Origin of the sequence: Staphylococcus sp. EG-SA-10 (assembly GCF_017151945.1) — a bacterium.
Lineage (GTDB): Bacteria > Bacillota > Bacilli > Staphylococcales > Staphylococcaceae > Staphylococcus > Staphylococcus aureus.
On record NZ_JACVZJ010000020.1, the window covers coordinates 23,733 to 40,416 of the forward strand.

Here is a 16,684-nt window from a genome sequence, read left to right on the forward strand (position 1 = left end):
TATATAATGTAAAAATTTATGTTCAATAAGTGTGTACTTTTACGTTAAATAGATAAGTTAATTAAGAATAAATATAGAATCGAAAATGGTGTCATCATTAGTGTTGCCGTTTTCTTTTTGTCTTTTTATTAATATGCTTATGGTATTTAGCTAAAAGCGGATCACATAATTTTTGAGGGGTGAATCTGTTTGGCAGGTCAAGTTGTCCAATATGGAAGACATCGTAAACGTAGAAACTACGCGAGAATTTCAGAAGTATTAGAATTACCAAACTTAATAGAAATTCAAACTAAATCTTACGAGTGGTTCCTAAGAGAAGGTTTAATCGAAATGTTTAGAGACATTTCTCCAATTGAAGATTTTACTGGTAATTTGTCATTAGAGTTTGTGGATTACCGTTTAGGAGAACCAAAATATGATTTAGAAGAATCTAAAAACCGTGACGCTACTTATGCTGCACCTCTTCGTGTAAAAGTGCGTCTAATCATTAAAGAAACAGGAGAAGTTAAAGAACAAGAAGTCTTTATGGGTGATTTCCCATTAATGACTGATACAGGTACGTTCGTTATCAATGGTGCAGAACGTGTAATCGTATCTCAATTAGTTCGTTCACCATCCGTTTATTTCAATGAAAAAATCGACAAAAATGGTCGTGAAAACTATGATGCAACAATTATTCCAAACCGTGGTGCATGGTTAGAATATGAAACAGATGCTAAAGATGTTGTATACGTGCGTATTGATAGAACACGTAAACTACCATTAACAGTATTGTTACGTGCATTAGGTTTCTCAAGTGACCAAGAAATTGTTGACCTTTTAGGTGACAATGAATACTTACGTAATACTTTAGAGAAAGACGGCACTGAAAACACTGAACAAGCGTTATTAGAAATCTATGAACGTTTACGTCCAGGTGAACCACCAACTGTTGAAAATGCTAAAAGTCTATTGTATTCACGTTTCTTTGATCCAAAACGCTATGACTTAGCAAGCGTGGGTCGTTATAAAACAAACAAAAAATTACATTTAAAACATCGTTTATTCAATCAAAAATTAGCTGAGCCAATTGTGAATACTGAAACTGGTGAAATTGTAGTTGAAGAAGGTACAGTGCTTGATCGTCGTAAAATCGACGAAATCATGGATGTACTTGAATCAAACGCAAACAGCGAAGTGTTTGAATTGCATGGTAGCGTTATAGACGAGCCAGTAGAAATTCAATCAATTAAAGTATATGTTCCTAACGATGATGAAGGTCGTACGACAACTGTAATTGGTAATGCTTTCCCTGACTCAGAAGTTAAATGTATTACACCAGCAGATATCATCGCTTCAATGAGTTACTTCTTTAACTTATTAAGTGGTATTGGATATACAGATGATATTGACCATTTAGGTAACCGTCGTTTACGTTCTGTAGGTGAATTACTACAAAACCAATTCCGTATCGGTTTATCAAGAATGGAAAGAGTTGTACGTGAAAGAATGTCAATTCAAGATACTGAGTCTATCACACCTCAACAATTAATTAATATTCGACCTGTTATTGCATCTATTAAAGAATTCTTTGGTAGCTCTCAATTATCACAATTCATGGACCAAGCAAATCCATTAGCTGAGTTAACGCATAAACGTCGTCTATCAGCATTAGGACCTGGTGGTTTAACACGTGAACGTGCTCAAATGGAAGTACGTGACGTTCACTACTCTCACTATGGCCGTATGTGTCCAATTGAAACACCTGAGGGACCAAACATTGGATTGATTAACTCATTATCAAGTTATGCACGTGTAAATGAATTCGGCTTTATTGAAACACCATATCGTAAAGTTGATTTAGATACACATGCTATCACTGATCAAATTGACTATTTAACAGCTGACGAAGAAGATAGCTATGTTGTAGCACAAGCAAACTCTAAATTAGATGAAAATGGTCGTTTCATGGATGATGAAGTTGTATGTCGTTTCCGTGGTAACAATACAGTTATGGCTAAAGAAAAAATGGATTATATGGATGTATCGCCGAAGCAAGTTGTTTCAGCAGCGACAGCATGTATTCCATTCTTAGAAAATGATGACTCAAACCGTGCATTGATGGGTGCGAACATGCAACGTCAAGCAGTGCCTTTGATGAATCCAGAAGCACCATTTGTTGGTACAGGTATGGAACACGTTGCAGCACGTGATTCTGGTGCAGCTATTACAGCTAAGCACAGAGGTCGTGTTGAACATGTTGAATCTAATGAAATTCTTGTACGTCGTCTAGTTGAAGAGAACGGCGTTGAGCATGAAGGTGAATTAGATCGCTATCCATTAGCTAAATTTAAACGTTCAAACTCAGGTACATGTTACAACCAACGTCCAATCGTTGCAGTTGGAGATGTTGTTGAGTATAACGAGATTTTAGCAGATGGACCATCTATGGAATTAGGAGAAATGGCATTAGGTAGAAACGTAGTAGTTGGTTTCATGACTTGGGACGGTTACAACTATGAGGATGCCGTTATCATGAGTGAAAGACTTGTGAAAGATGACGTGTATACTTCTATTCATATTGAAGAGTATGAATCAGAAGCACGTGATACTAAGTTAGGACCTGAAGAAATCACAAGAGATATTCCTAATGTTTCTGAAAGTGCACTTAAGAACTTAGACGATCGTGGTATCGTTTATATTGGTGCAGAAGTAAAAGATGGAGATATTTTAGTTGGTAAAGTAACGCCTAAAGGTGTAACTGAGTTAACTGCCGAAGAAAGATTGTTACATGCAATCTTTGGTGAAAAAGCACGTGAAGTTAGAGATACTTCATTACGTGTACCTCACGGCGCTGGCGGTATCGTTCTTGATGTAAAAGTATTCAATCGTGAAGAAGGCGACGATACATTATCACCTGGTGTAAACCAATTAGTACGTGTATATATCGTTCAAAAACGTAAAATTCATGTTGGTGATAAGATGTGTGGTCGACATGGTAACAAAGGTGTCATTTCTAAGATTGTTCCTGAAGAAGATATGCCTTACTTACCAGATGGACGTCCGATCGATATCATGTTAAATCCTCTTGGTGTACCATCTCGTATGAACATCGGACAAGTATTAGAGCTACACTTAGGTATGGCTGCTAAAAATCTTGGTATTCACGTTGCATCACCAGTATTTGACGGTGCAAACGATGACGATGTATGGTCAACAATTGAAGAAGCTGGTATGGCTCGTGATGGTAAAACTGTACTTTATGATGGACGTACAGGTGAACCATTCGATAACCGTATTTCAGTAGGTGTAATGTACATGTTGAAACTTGCGCACATGGTTGATGATAAATTACATGCGCGTTCAACAGGACCATATTCACTTGTTACACAACAACCACTTGGCGGTAAAGCGCAATTCGGTGGACAACGTTTCGGTGAGATGGAGGTATGGGCACTTGAAGCATATGGTGCTGCATACACATTACAAGAAATCTTAACTTACAAATCCGATGATACAGTAGGACGTGTGAAAACATACGAGGCTATTGTTAAAGGTGAAAACATCTCTAGACCAAGTGTTCCAGAATCATTCCGAGTATTGATGAAAGAATTACAAAGTTTAGGTTTAGATGTAAAAGTTATGGATGAGCAAGATAATGAAATCGAAATGACAGACGTTGATGACGATGATGTTGTAGAACGCAAAGTAGATTTACAACAAAATGATGCTCCTGAAACACAAAAAGAAGTTACTGATTAATACGCAATTTACAAAACAGGCAAAAAGATACTAAGCTGAATTTTATTGATGATTCAGTTTAGTACTTTAAGCCATTTTAAATAAATGCAAATCAATCAAATAGCACAGCTAATCTAAATTGAAGGAGGTAGGCTCCTTGATTGATGTAAATAATTTCCATTATATGAAAATAGGATTGGCTTCACCTGAAAAAATCCGTTCTTGGTCTTTTGGTGAAGTTAAAAAACCTGAAACAATCAACTACCGTACATTAAAACCTGAAAAAGATGGTCTATTCTGTGAAAGAATTTTCGGACCTACAAAAGACTGGGAATGTAGTTGTGGTAAATACAAACGTGTTCGCTACAAAGGCATGGTCTGTGACAGATGTGGAGTTGAAGTAACTAAATCTAAAGTACGTCGTGAAAGAATGGGTCACATTGAACTTGCTGCTCCAGTTTCTCACATTTGGTATTTCAAAGGTATACCAAGTCGTATGGGATTATTACTTGACATGTCACCAAGAGCATTAGAAGAAGTTATTTACTTTGCTTCTTATGTTGTTGTAGATCCAGGTCCAACTGGTTTAGAAAAGAAAACTTTATTATCTGAAGCTGAATTCAGAGATTATTATGATAAATACCCAGGTCAATTCGTTGCAAAAATGGGTGCAGAAGGTATTAAAGATTTACTTGAAGAGATTGATCTTGACGAAGAACTTAAATTGTTACGCGATGAGTTGGAATCAGCTACTGGTCAAAGACTTACTCGTGCAATTAAACGTTTAGAAGTTGTTGAATCATTCCGTAATTCAGGTAACAAACCTTCATGGATGATTTTAGATGTACTTCCAATCATCCCACCAGAAATTCGTCCAATGGTTCAATTAGATGGTGGACGATTTGCAACAAGTGACTTAAACGACTTATACCGTCGTGTAATTAATCGAAATAATCGTTTGAAACGTTTATTAGATTTAGGTGCACCTGGTATTATCGTTCAAAACGAAAAACGTATGTTACAAGAAGCCGTTGACGCTTTAATTGATAATGGTCGTCGTGGTCGTCCAGTTACTGGCCCAGGTAACCGTCCATTAAAATCTTTATCTCATATGTTAAAAGGTAAACAAGGTCGTTTCCGTCAAAACTTACTTGGTAAACGTGTTGACTATTCAGGACGTTCAGTTATCGCGGTAGGTCCAAGCTTGAAAATGTATCAATGTGGTTTACCAAAAGAAATGGCACTTGAACTATTTAAACCATTCGTAATGAAAGAATTAGTTCAACGTGAAATTGCAACTAACATTAAAAATGCGAAGAGTAAAATCGAACGCATGGATGATGAAGTTTGGGATGTATTGGAAGAAGTAATTAGAGAACATCCTGTATTACTTAACCGTGCACCAACACTTCATAGACTTGGTATTCAAGCATTTGAACCAACTTTAGTTGAAGGTCGTGCGATTCGTCTACATCCACTTGTAACAACAGCTTATAACGCTGACTTTGATGGTGACCAAATGGCGGTTCACGTTCCTTTATCAAAAGAGGCACAAGCTGAAGCAAGAATGTTGATGTTAGCAGCACAAAACATCTTGAACCCTAAAGATGGTAAACCAGTAGTTACACCATCACAAGATATGGTACTTGGTAACTATTACCTTACTTTAGAAAGAAAAGATGCAGTAAATACAGGCGCAATCTTTAATAATACAAATGAAGTATTAAAAGCATATGCAAATGGCTTTGTACATTTACACACAAGAATTGGTGTACATGCAAGTTCATTCAACAATCCAACATTTACTGAAGAACAAAACAAAAAGATTCTTGCTACGTCAGTAGGTAAAATTATATTTAATGAAATCATTCCAGATTCATTTGCTTATATTAATGAACCTACGCAAGAAAACTTAGAAAGAAAGACACCAAACAGATATTTCATCGATCCTACAACTTTAGGTGAAGGCGGATTAAAAGAATACTTTGAAAATGAAGAATTAATTGAACCTTTCAACAAAAAATTCTTAGGTAATATTATTGCAGAAGTATTCAACAGATTTAGCATCACTGATACATCAATGATGTTAGACCGTATGAAAGACTTAGGATTCAAATTCTCATCTAAAGCTGGTATTACAGTAGGTGTTGCTGATATCGTAGTATTACCTGATAAGCAACAAATACTTGATGAGCATGAAAAATTAGTCGACAGAATTACAAAACAATTCAATCGTGGTTTAATCACTGAAGAAGAAAGATACAATGCAGTTGTTGAAATTTGGACAGATGCAAAAGATCAAATTCAAGGTGAATTGATGCAATCACTTGATAAAACTAACCCAATCTTCATGATGAGTGATTCAGGTGCCCGTGGTAACGCATCTAACTTTACACAGTTAGCAGGTATGCGTGGATTGATGGCCGCACCATCTGGTAAGATTATCGAATTACCAATCACATCTTCATTCCGTGAAGGTTTAACAGTACTTGAATACTTCATCTCAACTCACGGTGCACGTAAAGGTCTTGCCGATACAGCACTTAAAACAGCTGACTCAGGATATCTTACTCGTCGTCTTGTTGACGTGGCACAAGATGTTATTGTTCGTGAAGAAGACTGTGGTACTGATAGAGGTTTATTAGTTTCTGATATTAAAGAAGGTACAGAAATGATTGAACCATTTATCGAACGTATTGAAGGTCGTTATTCTAAAGAAACAATTCGTCATCCTGAAACTGATGAAATAATCATTCGTCCTGATGAATTAATTACACCTGAAATTGCTAAGAAAATTACAGATGCTGGTATTGAACAAATGTATATTCGCTCAGCATTTACTTGTAACGCACGACATGGTGTTTGTGAAAAATGTTACGGTAAAAACCTTGCTACTGGTGAAAAAGTTGAAGTTGGTGAAGCAGTTGGTACAATTGCAGCCCAATCTATCGGTGAACCAGGTACACAGCTTACAATGCGTACATTCCATACAGGTGGGGTAGCAGGTAGCGATATCACACAAGGTCTTCCTCGTATTCAAGAGATTTTCGAAGCACGTAACCCTAAAGGTCAAGCGGTAATTACGGAAATCGAAGGTGTCGTAGAAGATATTAAATTAGCAAAAGATAGACAACAAGAAATTGTTGTTAAAGGTGCTAATGAAACAAGATCATACCTTGCTTCAGGTACTTCAAGAATTATTGTAGAAATCGGTCAACCAGTTCAACGTGGTGAAGTATTAACTGAAGGTTCTATTGAACCTAAGAATTACTTATCTGTTGCTGGATTAAACGCGACTGAAAGCTACTTATTGAAAGAAGTACAAAAAGTTTACCGTATGCAAGGGGTAGAAATCGACGATAAACACGTTGAGGTTATGGTTCGACAAATGTTACGTAAAGTTAGAATTATCGAAGCAGGTGATACGAAGTTATTACCAGGTTCATTAGTTGATATTCATAACTTTACAGATGCAAATAGAGAAGCATTTAAACACCGTAAGCGCCCTGCAACAGCTAAACCAGTATTACTTGGTATTACTAAAGCATCACTTGAAACAGAAAGTTTCTTATCTGCAGCATCATTCCAAGAAACAACAAGAGTTCTTACAGATGCAGCAATTAAAGGTAAGCGTGATGACTTATTAGGTCTTAAAGAAAACGTAATTATTGGTAAGTTAATTCCAGCTGGTACTGGTATGAGACGTTATAGCGACGTAAAATACGAAAAAACAGCTAAACCAGTTGCAGAAGTTGAATCTCAAACTGAAGTAACGGAATAACAAATATATAACAGAGGCTAAGGCTTTAGCCTCTTGTTATTTTTATGTAAATTATTTGATTTAATGTTGACGAATTCTCTTGTTCAATGTTAATATATTAAAGGTTGATGCAAGCAGAACTTTGGAGGATAAATTATTGTCTAAGGAAAAAGTTGCACGCTTTAACAAACAACATTTTGTAGTTGGTCTTAAAGAAACGCTTAAAGCGTTAAAGAAAGATCAAGTTACATCTTTGATTATTGCTGAAGACGTTGAAGTATATTTAATGACTCGCGTGTTAAGCCAAATCAATCAGAAAAATATACCTGTATCTTTTTTCAAAAGCAAACATGCTTTGGGTAAACATGTAGGTATTAACGTCAATGCGACAATAGTAGCATTGATTAAATGAGAATTAGTAAGTGTTTTACTTACTAAATTTTATTTAACCTAAAAATGAACCACCTGGATGTGTGGGATTAAAAAGTGAAGAGAGGAGGACATATCACATGCCAACTATTAACCAATTAGTACGTAAACCAAGACAAAGCAAAATCAAAAAATCAGATTCTCCAGCTTTAAATAAAGGTTTCAACAGTAAAAAGAAAAAATTTACTGACTTAAACTCACCACAAAAACGTGGTGTATGTACTCGTGTAGGTACAATGACACCTAAAAAACCTAACTCAGCGTTACGTAAATATGCACGTGTGCGTTTATCAAACAACATCGAAATTAACGCATACATCCCTGGTATCGGACATAACTTACAAGAACACAGTGTTGTACTTGTACGTGGTGGACGTGTAAAAGACTTACCAGGTGTGCGTTACCATATTGTACGTGGAGCACTTGATACTTCAGGTGTTGACGGACGTAGACAAGGTCGTTCATTATACGGAACTAAGAAACCTAAAAACTAAGAATTTAGTTTATAATTAAATCTTAAACTTAAAATATTTAATATAAGGAAGGGAGGATTTACATTATGCCTCGTAAAGGATCAGTACCTAAAAGAGACGTATTACCAGATCCAATTCATAACTCTAAGTTAGTAACTAAATTAATTAACAAAATTATGTTAGATGGTAAACGTGGAACAGCACAAAGAATTCTTTATTCAGCATTCGACCTAGTTGAACAACGCAGTGGTCGTGATGCATTAGAAGTATTCGAAGAAGCAATCAACAACATTATGCCAGTATTAGAAGTTAAAGCTCGTCGTGTAGGTGGTTCTAACTATCAAGTACCTGTAGAAGTTCGTCCAGAGCGTCGTACTACTTTAGGTTTACGTTGGTTAGTTAACTATGCACGTCTTCGTGGTGAAAAAACGATGGAAGATCGTTTAGCTAACGAAATTTTAGATGCAGCAAATAATACAGGTGGTGCCGTTAAGAAACGTGAGGACACTCACAAAATGGCTGAAGCAAACAAAGCATTTGCTCACTACCGTTGGTAAGATAAAAGCTTTTACCCTGAGTGTGTTCTATATTAATGAATTTTCATTAAGCGTTCATGCTTAGGGCATCGCCATATCTATCGTATTTATTCAGTAATATAAACTGGAAGGAGAAAAAATACATGGCTAGAGAATTTTCATTAGAAAAAACTCGTAATATCGGTATCATGGCTCACATTGATGCTGGTAAAACGACTACGACTGAACGTATTCTTTATTACACTGGCCGTATCCACAAAATTGGTGAAACACACGAAGGTGCTTCACAAATGGACTGGATGGAGCAAGAACAAGACCGTGGTATTACTATCACATCTGCTGCAACAACAGCAGCTTGGGAAGGTCATCGTGTAAACATTATCGATACACCTGGACACGTAGACTTCACTGTAGAAGTTGAACGTTCATTACGTGTACTTGACGGAGCAGTTACAGTACTTGATGCACAATCAGGTGTTGAACCTCAAACTGAAACAGTTTGGCGTCAGGCTACAACTTATGGTGTTCCACGTATCGTATTTGTAAACAAAATGGACAAATTAGGTGCTAACTTCGAATACTCTGTAAGTACATTACATGATCGTTTACAAGCTAACGCTGCTCCAATCCAATTACCAATTGGTGCGGAAGACGAATTCGAAGCAATCATTGACTTAGTTGAAATGAAATGTTTCAAATATACAAATGATTTAGGTACTGAAATTGAAGAAATTGAAATTCCTGAAGACCACTTAGATAGAGCTGAGGAAGCTCGTGCTAGCTTAATCGAAGCAGTTGCAGAAACTAGCGACGAATTAATGGAAAAATATCTTGGTGACGAAGAAATTTCAGTTTCTGAATTAAAAGAAGCTATCCGCCAAGCTACTACTAACGTAGAATTCTACCCAGTACTTTGTGGTACAGCTTTCAAAAACAAAGGTGTTCAATTAATGCTTGACGCTGTAATTGATTACTTACCTTCACCACTAGACGTTAAACCAATTATTGGTCACCGTGCTAGCAACCCTGAAGAAGAAGTAATCGCGAAAGCAGACGATTCAGCTGAATTCGCTGCATTAGCGTTCAAAGTTATGACTGACCCTTATGTTGGTAAATTAACATTCTTCCGTGTGTACTCAGGTACAATGACATCTGGTTCATACGTTAAGAACTCTACTAAAGGTAAACGTGAACGTGTAGGTCGTTTATTACAAATGCACGCTAACTCACGTCAAGAAATCGATACTGTATACTCTGGAGATATCGCTGCTGCGGTAGGTCTTAAAGATACAGGTACTGGTGATACTTTATGTGGTGAGAAAAATGACATTATCTTGGAATCAATGGAATTCCCAGAGCCAGTTATTCACTTATCAGTAGAGCCAAAATCTAAAGCTGACCAAGATAAAATGACTCAAGCTTTAGTTAAATTACAAGAAGAAGACCCAACATTCCATGCACACACTGACGAAGAAACTGGACAAGTTATCATCGGTGGTATGGGTGAGCTTCACTTAGACATCTTAGTAGACCGTATGAAGAAAGAATTCAACGTTGAATGTAACGTAGGTGCTCCAATGGTTTCATATCGTGAAACATTTAAATCATCTGCACAAGTTCAAGGTAAATTCTCTCGTCAATCTGGTGGTCGTGGTCAATACGGTGATGTTCACATTGAATTCACACCAAACGAAACAGGCGCAGGTTTCGAATTCGAAAACGCTATCGTTGGTGGTGTAGTTCCTCGTGAATACATTCCATCAGTAGAAGCTGGTCTTAAAGATGCTATGGAAAATGGTGTCTTAGCAGGTTATCCATTAATTGATGTTAAAGCTAAATTATATGATGGTTCATACCATGATGTCGATTCATCTGAAATGGCCTTCAAAATCGCTGCATCATTAGCACTTAAAGAAGCTGCTAAAAAATGTGATCCTGTAATCTTAGAACCAATGATGAAAGTAACTATTGAAATGCCTGAAGAGTACATGGGTGATATCATGGGTGACGTAACATCTCGTCGTGGACGTGTTGATGGTATGGAACCTCGTGGTAATGCACAAGTTGTTAATGCTTATGTACCACTTTCAGAAATGTTCGGTTATGCAACATCATTACGTTCAAACACTCAAGGTCGCGGTACTTACACTATGTACTTCGATCACTATGCTGAAGTTCCAAAATCAATCGCTGAAGATATTATCAAGAAAAATAAAGGTGAATAATATAACTTGTTTTGACTAGCTAGCCTAGGTTAAAATACAAGGTGAGCTTAAATGTAAGCTATCATCTTTATAGTTTGATTTTTTGGGGTGAATGCATTATAAAAGAATTGTAAAATTCTTTTTGCATCGCTATAAATAATTTCTCATGATGGTGAGAAACTATCATGAGAGATAAATTTAAATATTATTTTTAATTAGAATAGGAGAGATTTTATAATGGCAAAAGAAAAATTTGATCGTTCTAAAGAACATGCCAATATCGGTACTATCGGTCACGTTGACCATGGTAAAACAACATTAACAGCAGCAATCGCTACTGTATTAGCAAAAAATGGTGACTCAGTTGCACAATCATATGACATGATTGACAACGCTCCAGAAGAAAAAGAACGTGGTATCACAATCAATACTTCTCACATTGAGTACCAAACTGACAAACGTCACTACGCTCACGTTGACTGCCCAGGACACGCTGACTACGTTAAAAACATGATCACTGGTGCTGCTCAAATGGACGGCGGTATCTTAGTAGTATCTGCTGCTGACGGTCCAATGCCACAAACTCGTGAACACATTCTTTTATCACGTAACGTTGGTGTACCAGCATTAGTAGTATTCTTAAACAAAGTTGACATGGTTGACGATGAAGAATTATTAGAATTAGTAGAAATGGAAGTTCGTGACTTATTAAGCGAATATGACTTCCCAGGTGACGATGTACCTGTAATCGCTGGTTCAGCATTAAAAGCTTTAGAAGGCGATGCTCAATACGAAGAAAAAATCTTAGAATTAATGGAAGCTGTAGATACTTACATTCCAACTCCAGAACGTGATTCTGACAAACCATTCATGATGCCAGTTGAGGACGTATTCTCAATCACTGGTCGTGGTACTGTTGCTACAGGCCGTGTTGAACGTGGTCAAATCAAAGTTGGTGAAGAAGTTGAAATCATCGGTTTACATGACACATCTAAAACAACTGTTACAGGTGTTGAAATGTTCCGTAAATTATTAGACTACGCTGAAGCTGGTGACAACATTGGTGCATTATTACGTGGTGTTGCTCGTGAAGACGTACAACGTGGTCAAGTATTAGCTGCTCCTGGTTCAATTACACCACATACTGAATTCAAAGCAGAAGTATACGTATTATCAAAAGACGAAGGTGGACGTCACACTCCATTCTTCTCAAACTATCGTCCACAATTCTATTTCCGTACTACTGACGTAACTGGTGTTGTTCACTTACCAGAAGGTACTGAAATGGTAATGCCTGGTGATAACGTTGAAATGACAGTAGAATTAATCGCTCCAATCGCGATTGAAGACGGTACTCGTTTCTCAATCCGTGAAGGTGGACGTACTGTAGGATCAGGCGTTGTTACTGAAATCATTAAATAATTTCTAATTTCTTAGATTTTATATAAAAAGAAGATCCCTCAATCGAGGGGTCTTTTTTTAATGTGTAAATTTTGTAATGGCTATTCGATTTAGAAGAACAATAATTGATGAAAGACTGACTAATAAAACTTATAGCTGATAATACTGTTTAAATAAAATTGTAGAGTCTTGAACATTGTAAAATGCTCCCTTCAAAGTTTTCATTTTTCAATGTCTACTTTGAAGGGAGCATTTCATTAGTTTATGTCTCAGATTCATGTCTTTCAATTAATTTAAATGCTTAATTTGTTTTAAATACTTGCTCTAATTCAATGATTTTTAAAAATACAGCTACAGCGTATTTTAATGATTTTTCATCAATATCAAATTTGGGATTATGGTGTGGCGCTGTAATACCTTTACTTTCATTACCACAACCAGTCAGAAAGAATGCACCTGGTCGTACTTTCAAATAATGTGAAAAATCTTCTCCAATCATCATTAAATCTGATTCATTAAAGCGTACATGTATGTCATTTGTTGCTTCTTTAATAACTTGATATGCTTTCTCGTTGTTATGGACAGGCAAATACCCTTTAATATAATTCAAATCGTAGTTAATATCATTTGCTATTGCTAAACCTTGTAGTAGCTTATCCATTTTGTCCATTACATGATTCTGTATATCTGAATCGAAAGTTCTAACTGTACCTTTACAAAATGCTTGATCAGGAATAACGCTATCTGTGGTGCCTGCTTGAATCATTCCAAATGAAAGTACAGCTTGTTTAACTGGATCGATTGTACGTGAAATTATTTTTTGTGCGCTTAAAATGAACTCTGCCATGATCACTATTGGGTCAATGGTTTCATGAGGTTTGGCACCATGACCGCCACGACCTTTAATTGTGACACTGAATTCATCTGGAGAGGCCATGATTGCCCCAGCACGTGAATGAATAGTTCCAGTAGGATAACCACTCCATAAATGTGTACCGTAAATTCTATCTACATTTTCCAGACATCCAGCATCTATCATTTCTTGAGAACCACCTGGCATGATTTCTTCACCGTACTGGAATATTAATACAACATTACCTTCTAATAAATGTTTATGTTCATCTAAAATCTCTGCTACAGTAAGTAAAATTGCTGTATGACCATCATGCCCACACGCATGCATACATCCTGGATTTTTAGACTTATAAGGCACATCGTTTAATTCCTCGACAGGTAACGCATCAAAGTCAGCTCTTAATGCAATGGTAGGTCCTGTGCCCAAGCCTTTAAATGTGGCTTTGATACCATTGCGGCCGATAGGTGTTTCAATATCACAAGATAACTGGCTTAATTGGTTAACAATATAATCATGTGTTTGAAATTCTTCAAAAGATAACTCAGGATATTGGTGTAAATAACGTCTGAGTTGAATTGTTTTATTTTCTTTATTATTTGCTAGTTGGAACCAATCTAACACCCTTATCACTACTTTCTAAAATAATGTTTATAGTATAACATTTTATGAAATTATCGTACTAAATGATTGCTTTGAGATATTTTATCTATGAATGATAAGGCTTTCAAGTTATGTAGAATTACTGTATGATAAAGGTATTACCAAACAATACTTAAGGGGGATTATATACTGTGGTTCAATCATTACATGAGTTTTTAGAGGAAAATATAAATTATCTAAAAGAAAATGGTTTGTATAATGAAATAGATACAATTGAAGGTGCAAACGGACCAGAAATCAAAATCAATGGGAAATCATACATTAACTTATCTTCAAATAATTATTTAGGACTAGCAACAAATGAAGATTTGAAATCAGCTGCAAAAGCAGCTATTGATACACATGGTGTAGGTGCAGGCGCTGTTCGTACAATCAATGGTACATTAGATTTACACGACGAATTAGAACAAACACTAGCAAAATTTAAAGGAACAGAAGCTGCAATAGCTTATCAATCAGGATTTAATTGTAATATGGCTGCTATTTCGGCTGTTATGAATAAAAATGATGCTATTTTATCAGATGAGCTTAATCATGCATCAATTATTGATGGATGTCGCTTATCTAAAGCTAAAATTATTCGAGTTAACCATTCAGACATGGATGATTTACGTGCGAAAGCAAAAGAAGCAGTTGAATCAGGTCAATACAATAAAGTGATGTATATCACTGATGGCGTTTTTAGTATGGATGGTGATGTGGCTAAATTACCTGAAATTGTAGAAATTGCAGAAGAATTTGGTTTATTAACTTATGTTGACGACGCTCATGGTTCAGGTGTTATGGGTAAAGGCGCTGGTACGGTTAAACATTTTGGTTTACAAGATAAAATCGATTTCCAAATAGGTACGCTTTCTAAAGCAATTGGTGTCGTTGGCGGTTATGTAGCAGGTACAAAAGAGTTAATAGATTGGTTAAAAGCACAATCACGACCATTCTTATTCTCTACATCATTAGCACCTGGGGATACTAAAGCAATAACTGAAGCAGTTAAAAAGTTAATGGCTTCAACTGAATTACATGATAAATTATGGGACAATGCACAATATTTAAAAAACGGATTGTCAAAATTAGGATATGATACAGGTGAGTCAGAAACTCCAATTACACCAGTAATTATTGGTGATGAAAAAACAACTCAAGAATTTAGTAAGCGTTTAAAAGACGAAGGTGTCTATGTGAAATCTATCGTTTTCCCAACAGTACCAAGAGGTACAGGACGTGTAAGAAATATGCCTACAGCTGCACATACAAAAGACATGTTAGATGAAGCAATTGCGGCTTATGAAAAAGTAGGAAAAGAAATGAAGTTGATTTAATATTTATTCCCACGGCAAATATTGTCGTGGGCTTTTTTTAAATGTTTAGTTTATTAACAGTAAGTTCTTATAACAATGTTTAGTTTATTAACAGTAAGTTCTTATAACAATGTTTAGTGTTATCAACCATTAAAGTTTGAATTTTAAAAGCATCTTGTAGAATTTAGTTGTATTTTTACAAAGAAATTCATTTTGATTATTTTTGATAATGAGCATTTTAATAGTAATACATGTTTATAGTGTGTAGTATATGTCTATACTAGTAGTAACTATATAGAGAAAGTAGGAATAAACTATGTCACAAGATGTAAATGAATTAAGTAAGCAACCAACGCCAGATAAAGCAGAAGATAACGCATTTTTCCCATCACCATATTCCCTTAGTCAATATACAGCACCTAAAACAGATTTTGATGGTGTTGAACACAAAGGTGCCTATAAAGATGGTAAATGGAAAGTATTGATGATTGCTGCTGAAGAGAGATATGTATTATTGGAAAATGGAAAAATGTTCTCTACGGGTAATCATCCTGTTGAAATGTTATTACCTTTACATCATTTAATGGAAGCAGGTTTTGACGTTGATGTTGCGACATTATCTGGTTATCCAGCTAAATTAGAATTATGGGCTATGCCAACTGAAGACGAGGCAGTTATAAGCACTTATAATAAATTGAAAGAAAAATTAAAACAGCCAAAAAAATTAGCAGATGTGATTAAAAATGAATTAGGACCTGATTCAGACTATTTATCTGTCTTTATCCCAGGTGGACATGCTGCAGTTGTTGGTATTTCTGAAAGCGAAGACGTTCAACAAACATTAGATTGGGCATTAGAAAATGACCGATTTATAGTTACATTATGTCATGGACCAGCAGCACTACTTTCAGCAGGGCTTAACAGAGAAAAATCTCCATTAGAAGGATACTCTGTTTGTGTCTTCCCTGACTCATTAGATGAAGGTGCAAATATTGAAATAGGTTATTTACCTGGACGCTTGAAATGGTTAGTTGCTGATTTATTAACTAAACAAGGATTAAAAGTAGTCAACGACGATATGACAGGAAGAACGTTAAAAGATCGCAAATTATTAACAGGTGACAGTCCTTTAGCTTCAAATGAGTTAGGAAAATTAGCAGTTAATGAAATGTTAAATGCAATACAAAATAAATAATTAAATATAAATTAGAGGAGCCCCATGAAATGCTCCCTTCAAAGTAGACATTGAAAAAATGAAAACTTTGAAGGGAGCTTTATTTATGTCAATAAAACCTAAAGTAGACATAGATGTACTGCTATATATGTTTCAAGAATATGAAAAAGGCG

Annotated in this window: 10 protein-coding genes; 9 read left to right on the forward strand and 1 reads right to left on the reverse strand. The window is 35.9% G+C overall.

The window, feature by feature from the left end; all coding sequences use genetic code 11:
* The first annotated feature begins 189 nt into the window (after positions 1–189).
* The 7 genes from rpoB to tuf all read left to right on the forward strand — a co-directional run bounded on the left by rpoB (position 190) and on the right by tuf (position 12,544).
* On the forward strand, positions 190–3,741 hold the full coding sequence (gene rpoB / locus IDG45_RS11185; protein ID WP_000918667.1) for a DNA-directed RNA polymerase subunit beta: 3,552 nt from the start codon (positions 190–192) through the stop codon (positions 3,739–3,741).
* A 163-nt stretch (positions 3,742–3,904) separates the two neighbouring features.
* The gene (rpoC, locus tag IDG45_RS11190; RefSeq protein ID WP_001788197.1) at positions 3,905–7,501 is read left to right on the forward strand and encodes a DNA-directed RNA polymerase subunit beta'; all 3,597 of its coding nucleotides are present in this window, start codon (positions 3,905–3,907) and stop codon (positions 7,499–7,501) included.
* Between the two features lie 136 nt (positions 7,502–7,637).
* Complete coding sequence (locus IDG45_RS11195) at positions 7,638–7,892, forward strand: ribosomal L7Ae/L30e/S12e/Gadd45 family protein (protein WP_000031892.1); 255 nt, start codon at positions 7,638–7,640, stop codon at positions 7,890–7,892.
* Positions 7,893–7,989: 97 nt separating this feature from the next.
* Complete coding sequence (gene rpsL / locus IDG45_RS11200) at positions 7,990–8,403, forward strand: 30S ribosomal protein S12 (protein WP_001142337.1); 414 nt, start codon at positions 7,990–7,992, stop codon at positions 8,401–8,403.
* A 65-nt stretch (positions 8,404–8,468) separates the two neighbouring features.
* A complete protein-coding gene (gene rpsG / locus IDG45_RS11205; RefSeq protein ID WP_001137495.1) occupies positions 8,469–8,939 on the forward strand; it encodes a 30S ribosomal protein S7 in 471 nt (156 codons plus the stop codon).
* 122 nt (positions 8,940–9,061) lie between these two features.
* Positions 9,062–11,143 carry an elongation factor G gene (gene fusA / locus IDG45_RS11210; protein ID WP_000090315.1) on the forward strand — a complete coding sequence of 694 codons (2,082 nt, stop codon included), beginning with the start codon at positions 9,062–9,064 and terminating at the stop codon, positions 11,141–11,143.
* A gap of 216 nt (positions 11,144–11,359) precedes the next feature.
* Entirely contained in the window at positions 11,360–12,544 is a 1,185-nt protein-coding gene (gene tuf, locus IDG45_RS11215; RefSeq protein WP_001040568.1) for an elongation factor Tu, read from the forward strand.
* 280 nt (positions 12,545–12,824) lie between these two features.
* On the opposite strand, the gene IDG45_RS11220 is transcribed toward tuf, so the two are convergent.
* Positions 12,825–14,000: a M20 family metallopeptidase gene (locus tag IDG45_RS11220; protein ID WP_000887919.1), complete on the reverse strand. Its 1,176-nt coding sequence runs from the start codon at positions 13,998–14,000 to the stop codon at positions 12,825–12,827.
* Between the two features lie 170 nt (positions 14,001–14,170).
* Between IDG45_RS11220 and kbl the strand changes: the two genes are divergently transcribed.
* Together kbl and hchA are read left to right on the forward strand one after the other, a co-directional pair.
* Complete coding sequence (kbl, locus tag IDG45_RS11225) at positions 14,171–15,358, forward strand: glycine C-acetyltransferase (protein ID WP_000250828.1); 1,188 nt, start codon at positions 14,171–14,173, stop codon at positions 15,356–15,358.
* A gap of 295 nt (positions 15,359–15,653) precedes the next feature.
* A complete protein-coding gene (gene hchA, locus IDG45_RS11230; RefSeq protein ID WP_000076398.1) occupies positions 15,654–16,532 on the forward strand; it encodes a glyoxalase III HchA in 879 nt (292 codons plus the stop codon).
* The last annotated feature ends 152 nt before the right edge of the window (positions 16,533–16,684 follow it).

Excerpts from the sequence above, each read along its gene's own strand:
- rpsG (WP_001137495.1), top strand. The coding sequence starts at position 8,469 with ATGCCTCGTAAAGGATCAGTACCTAAAAGAGACGTATTACCAGATCCA.
- fusA (WP_000090315.1), top strand. The coding sequence starts at position 9,062 with ATGGCTAGAGAATTTTCATTAGAAAAAACTCGTAATATCGGTATCATG.
- tuf (WP_001040568.1), top strand. The coding sequence starts at position 11,360 with ATGGCAAAAGAAAAATTTGATCGTTCTAAAGAACATGCCAATATCGGT.
- hchA (WP_000076398.1), top strand. The coding sequence starts at position 15,654 with ATGTCACAAGATGTAAATGAATTAAGTAAGCAACCAACGCCAGATAAA.
- rpoC (WP_001788197.1), top strand. The coding sequence starts at position 3,905 with ATGAAAATAGGATTGGCTTCACCTGAAAAAATCCGTTCTTGGTCTTTT.
- rpsL (WP_001142337.1), top strand. The coding sequence starts at position 7,990 with ATGCCAACTATTAACCAATTAGTACGTAAACCAAGACAAAGCAAAATC.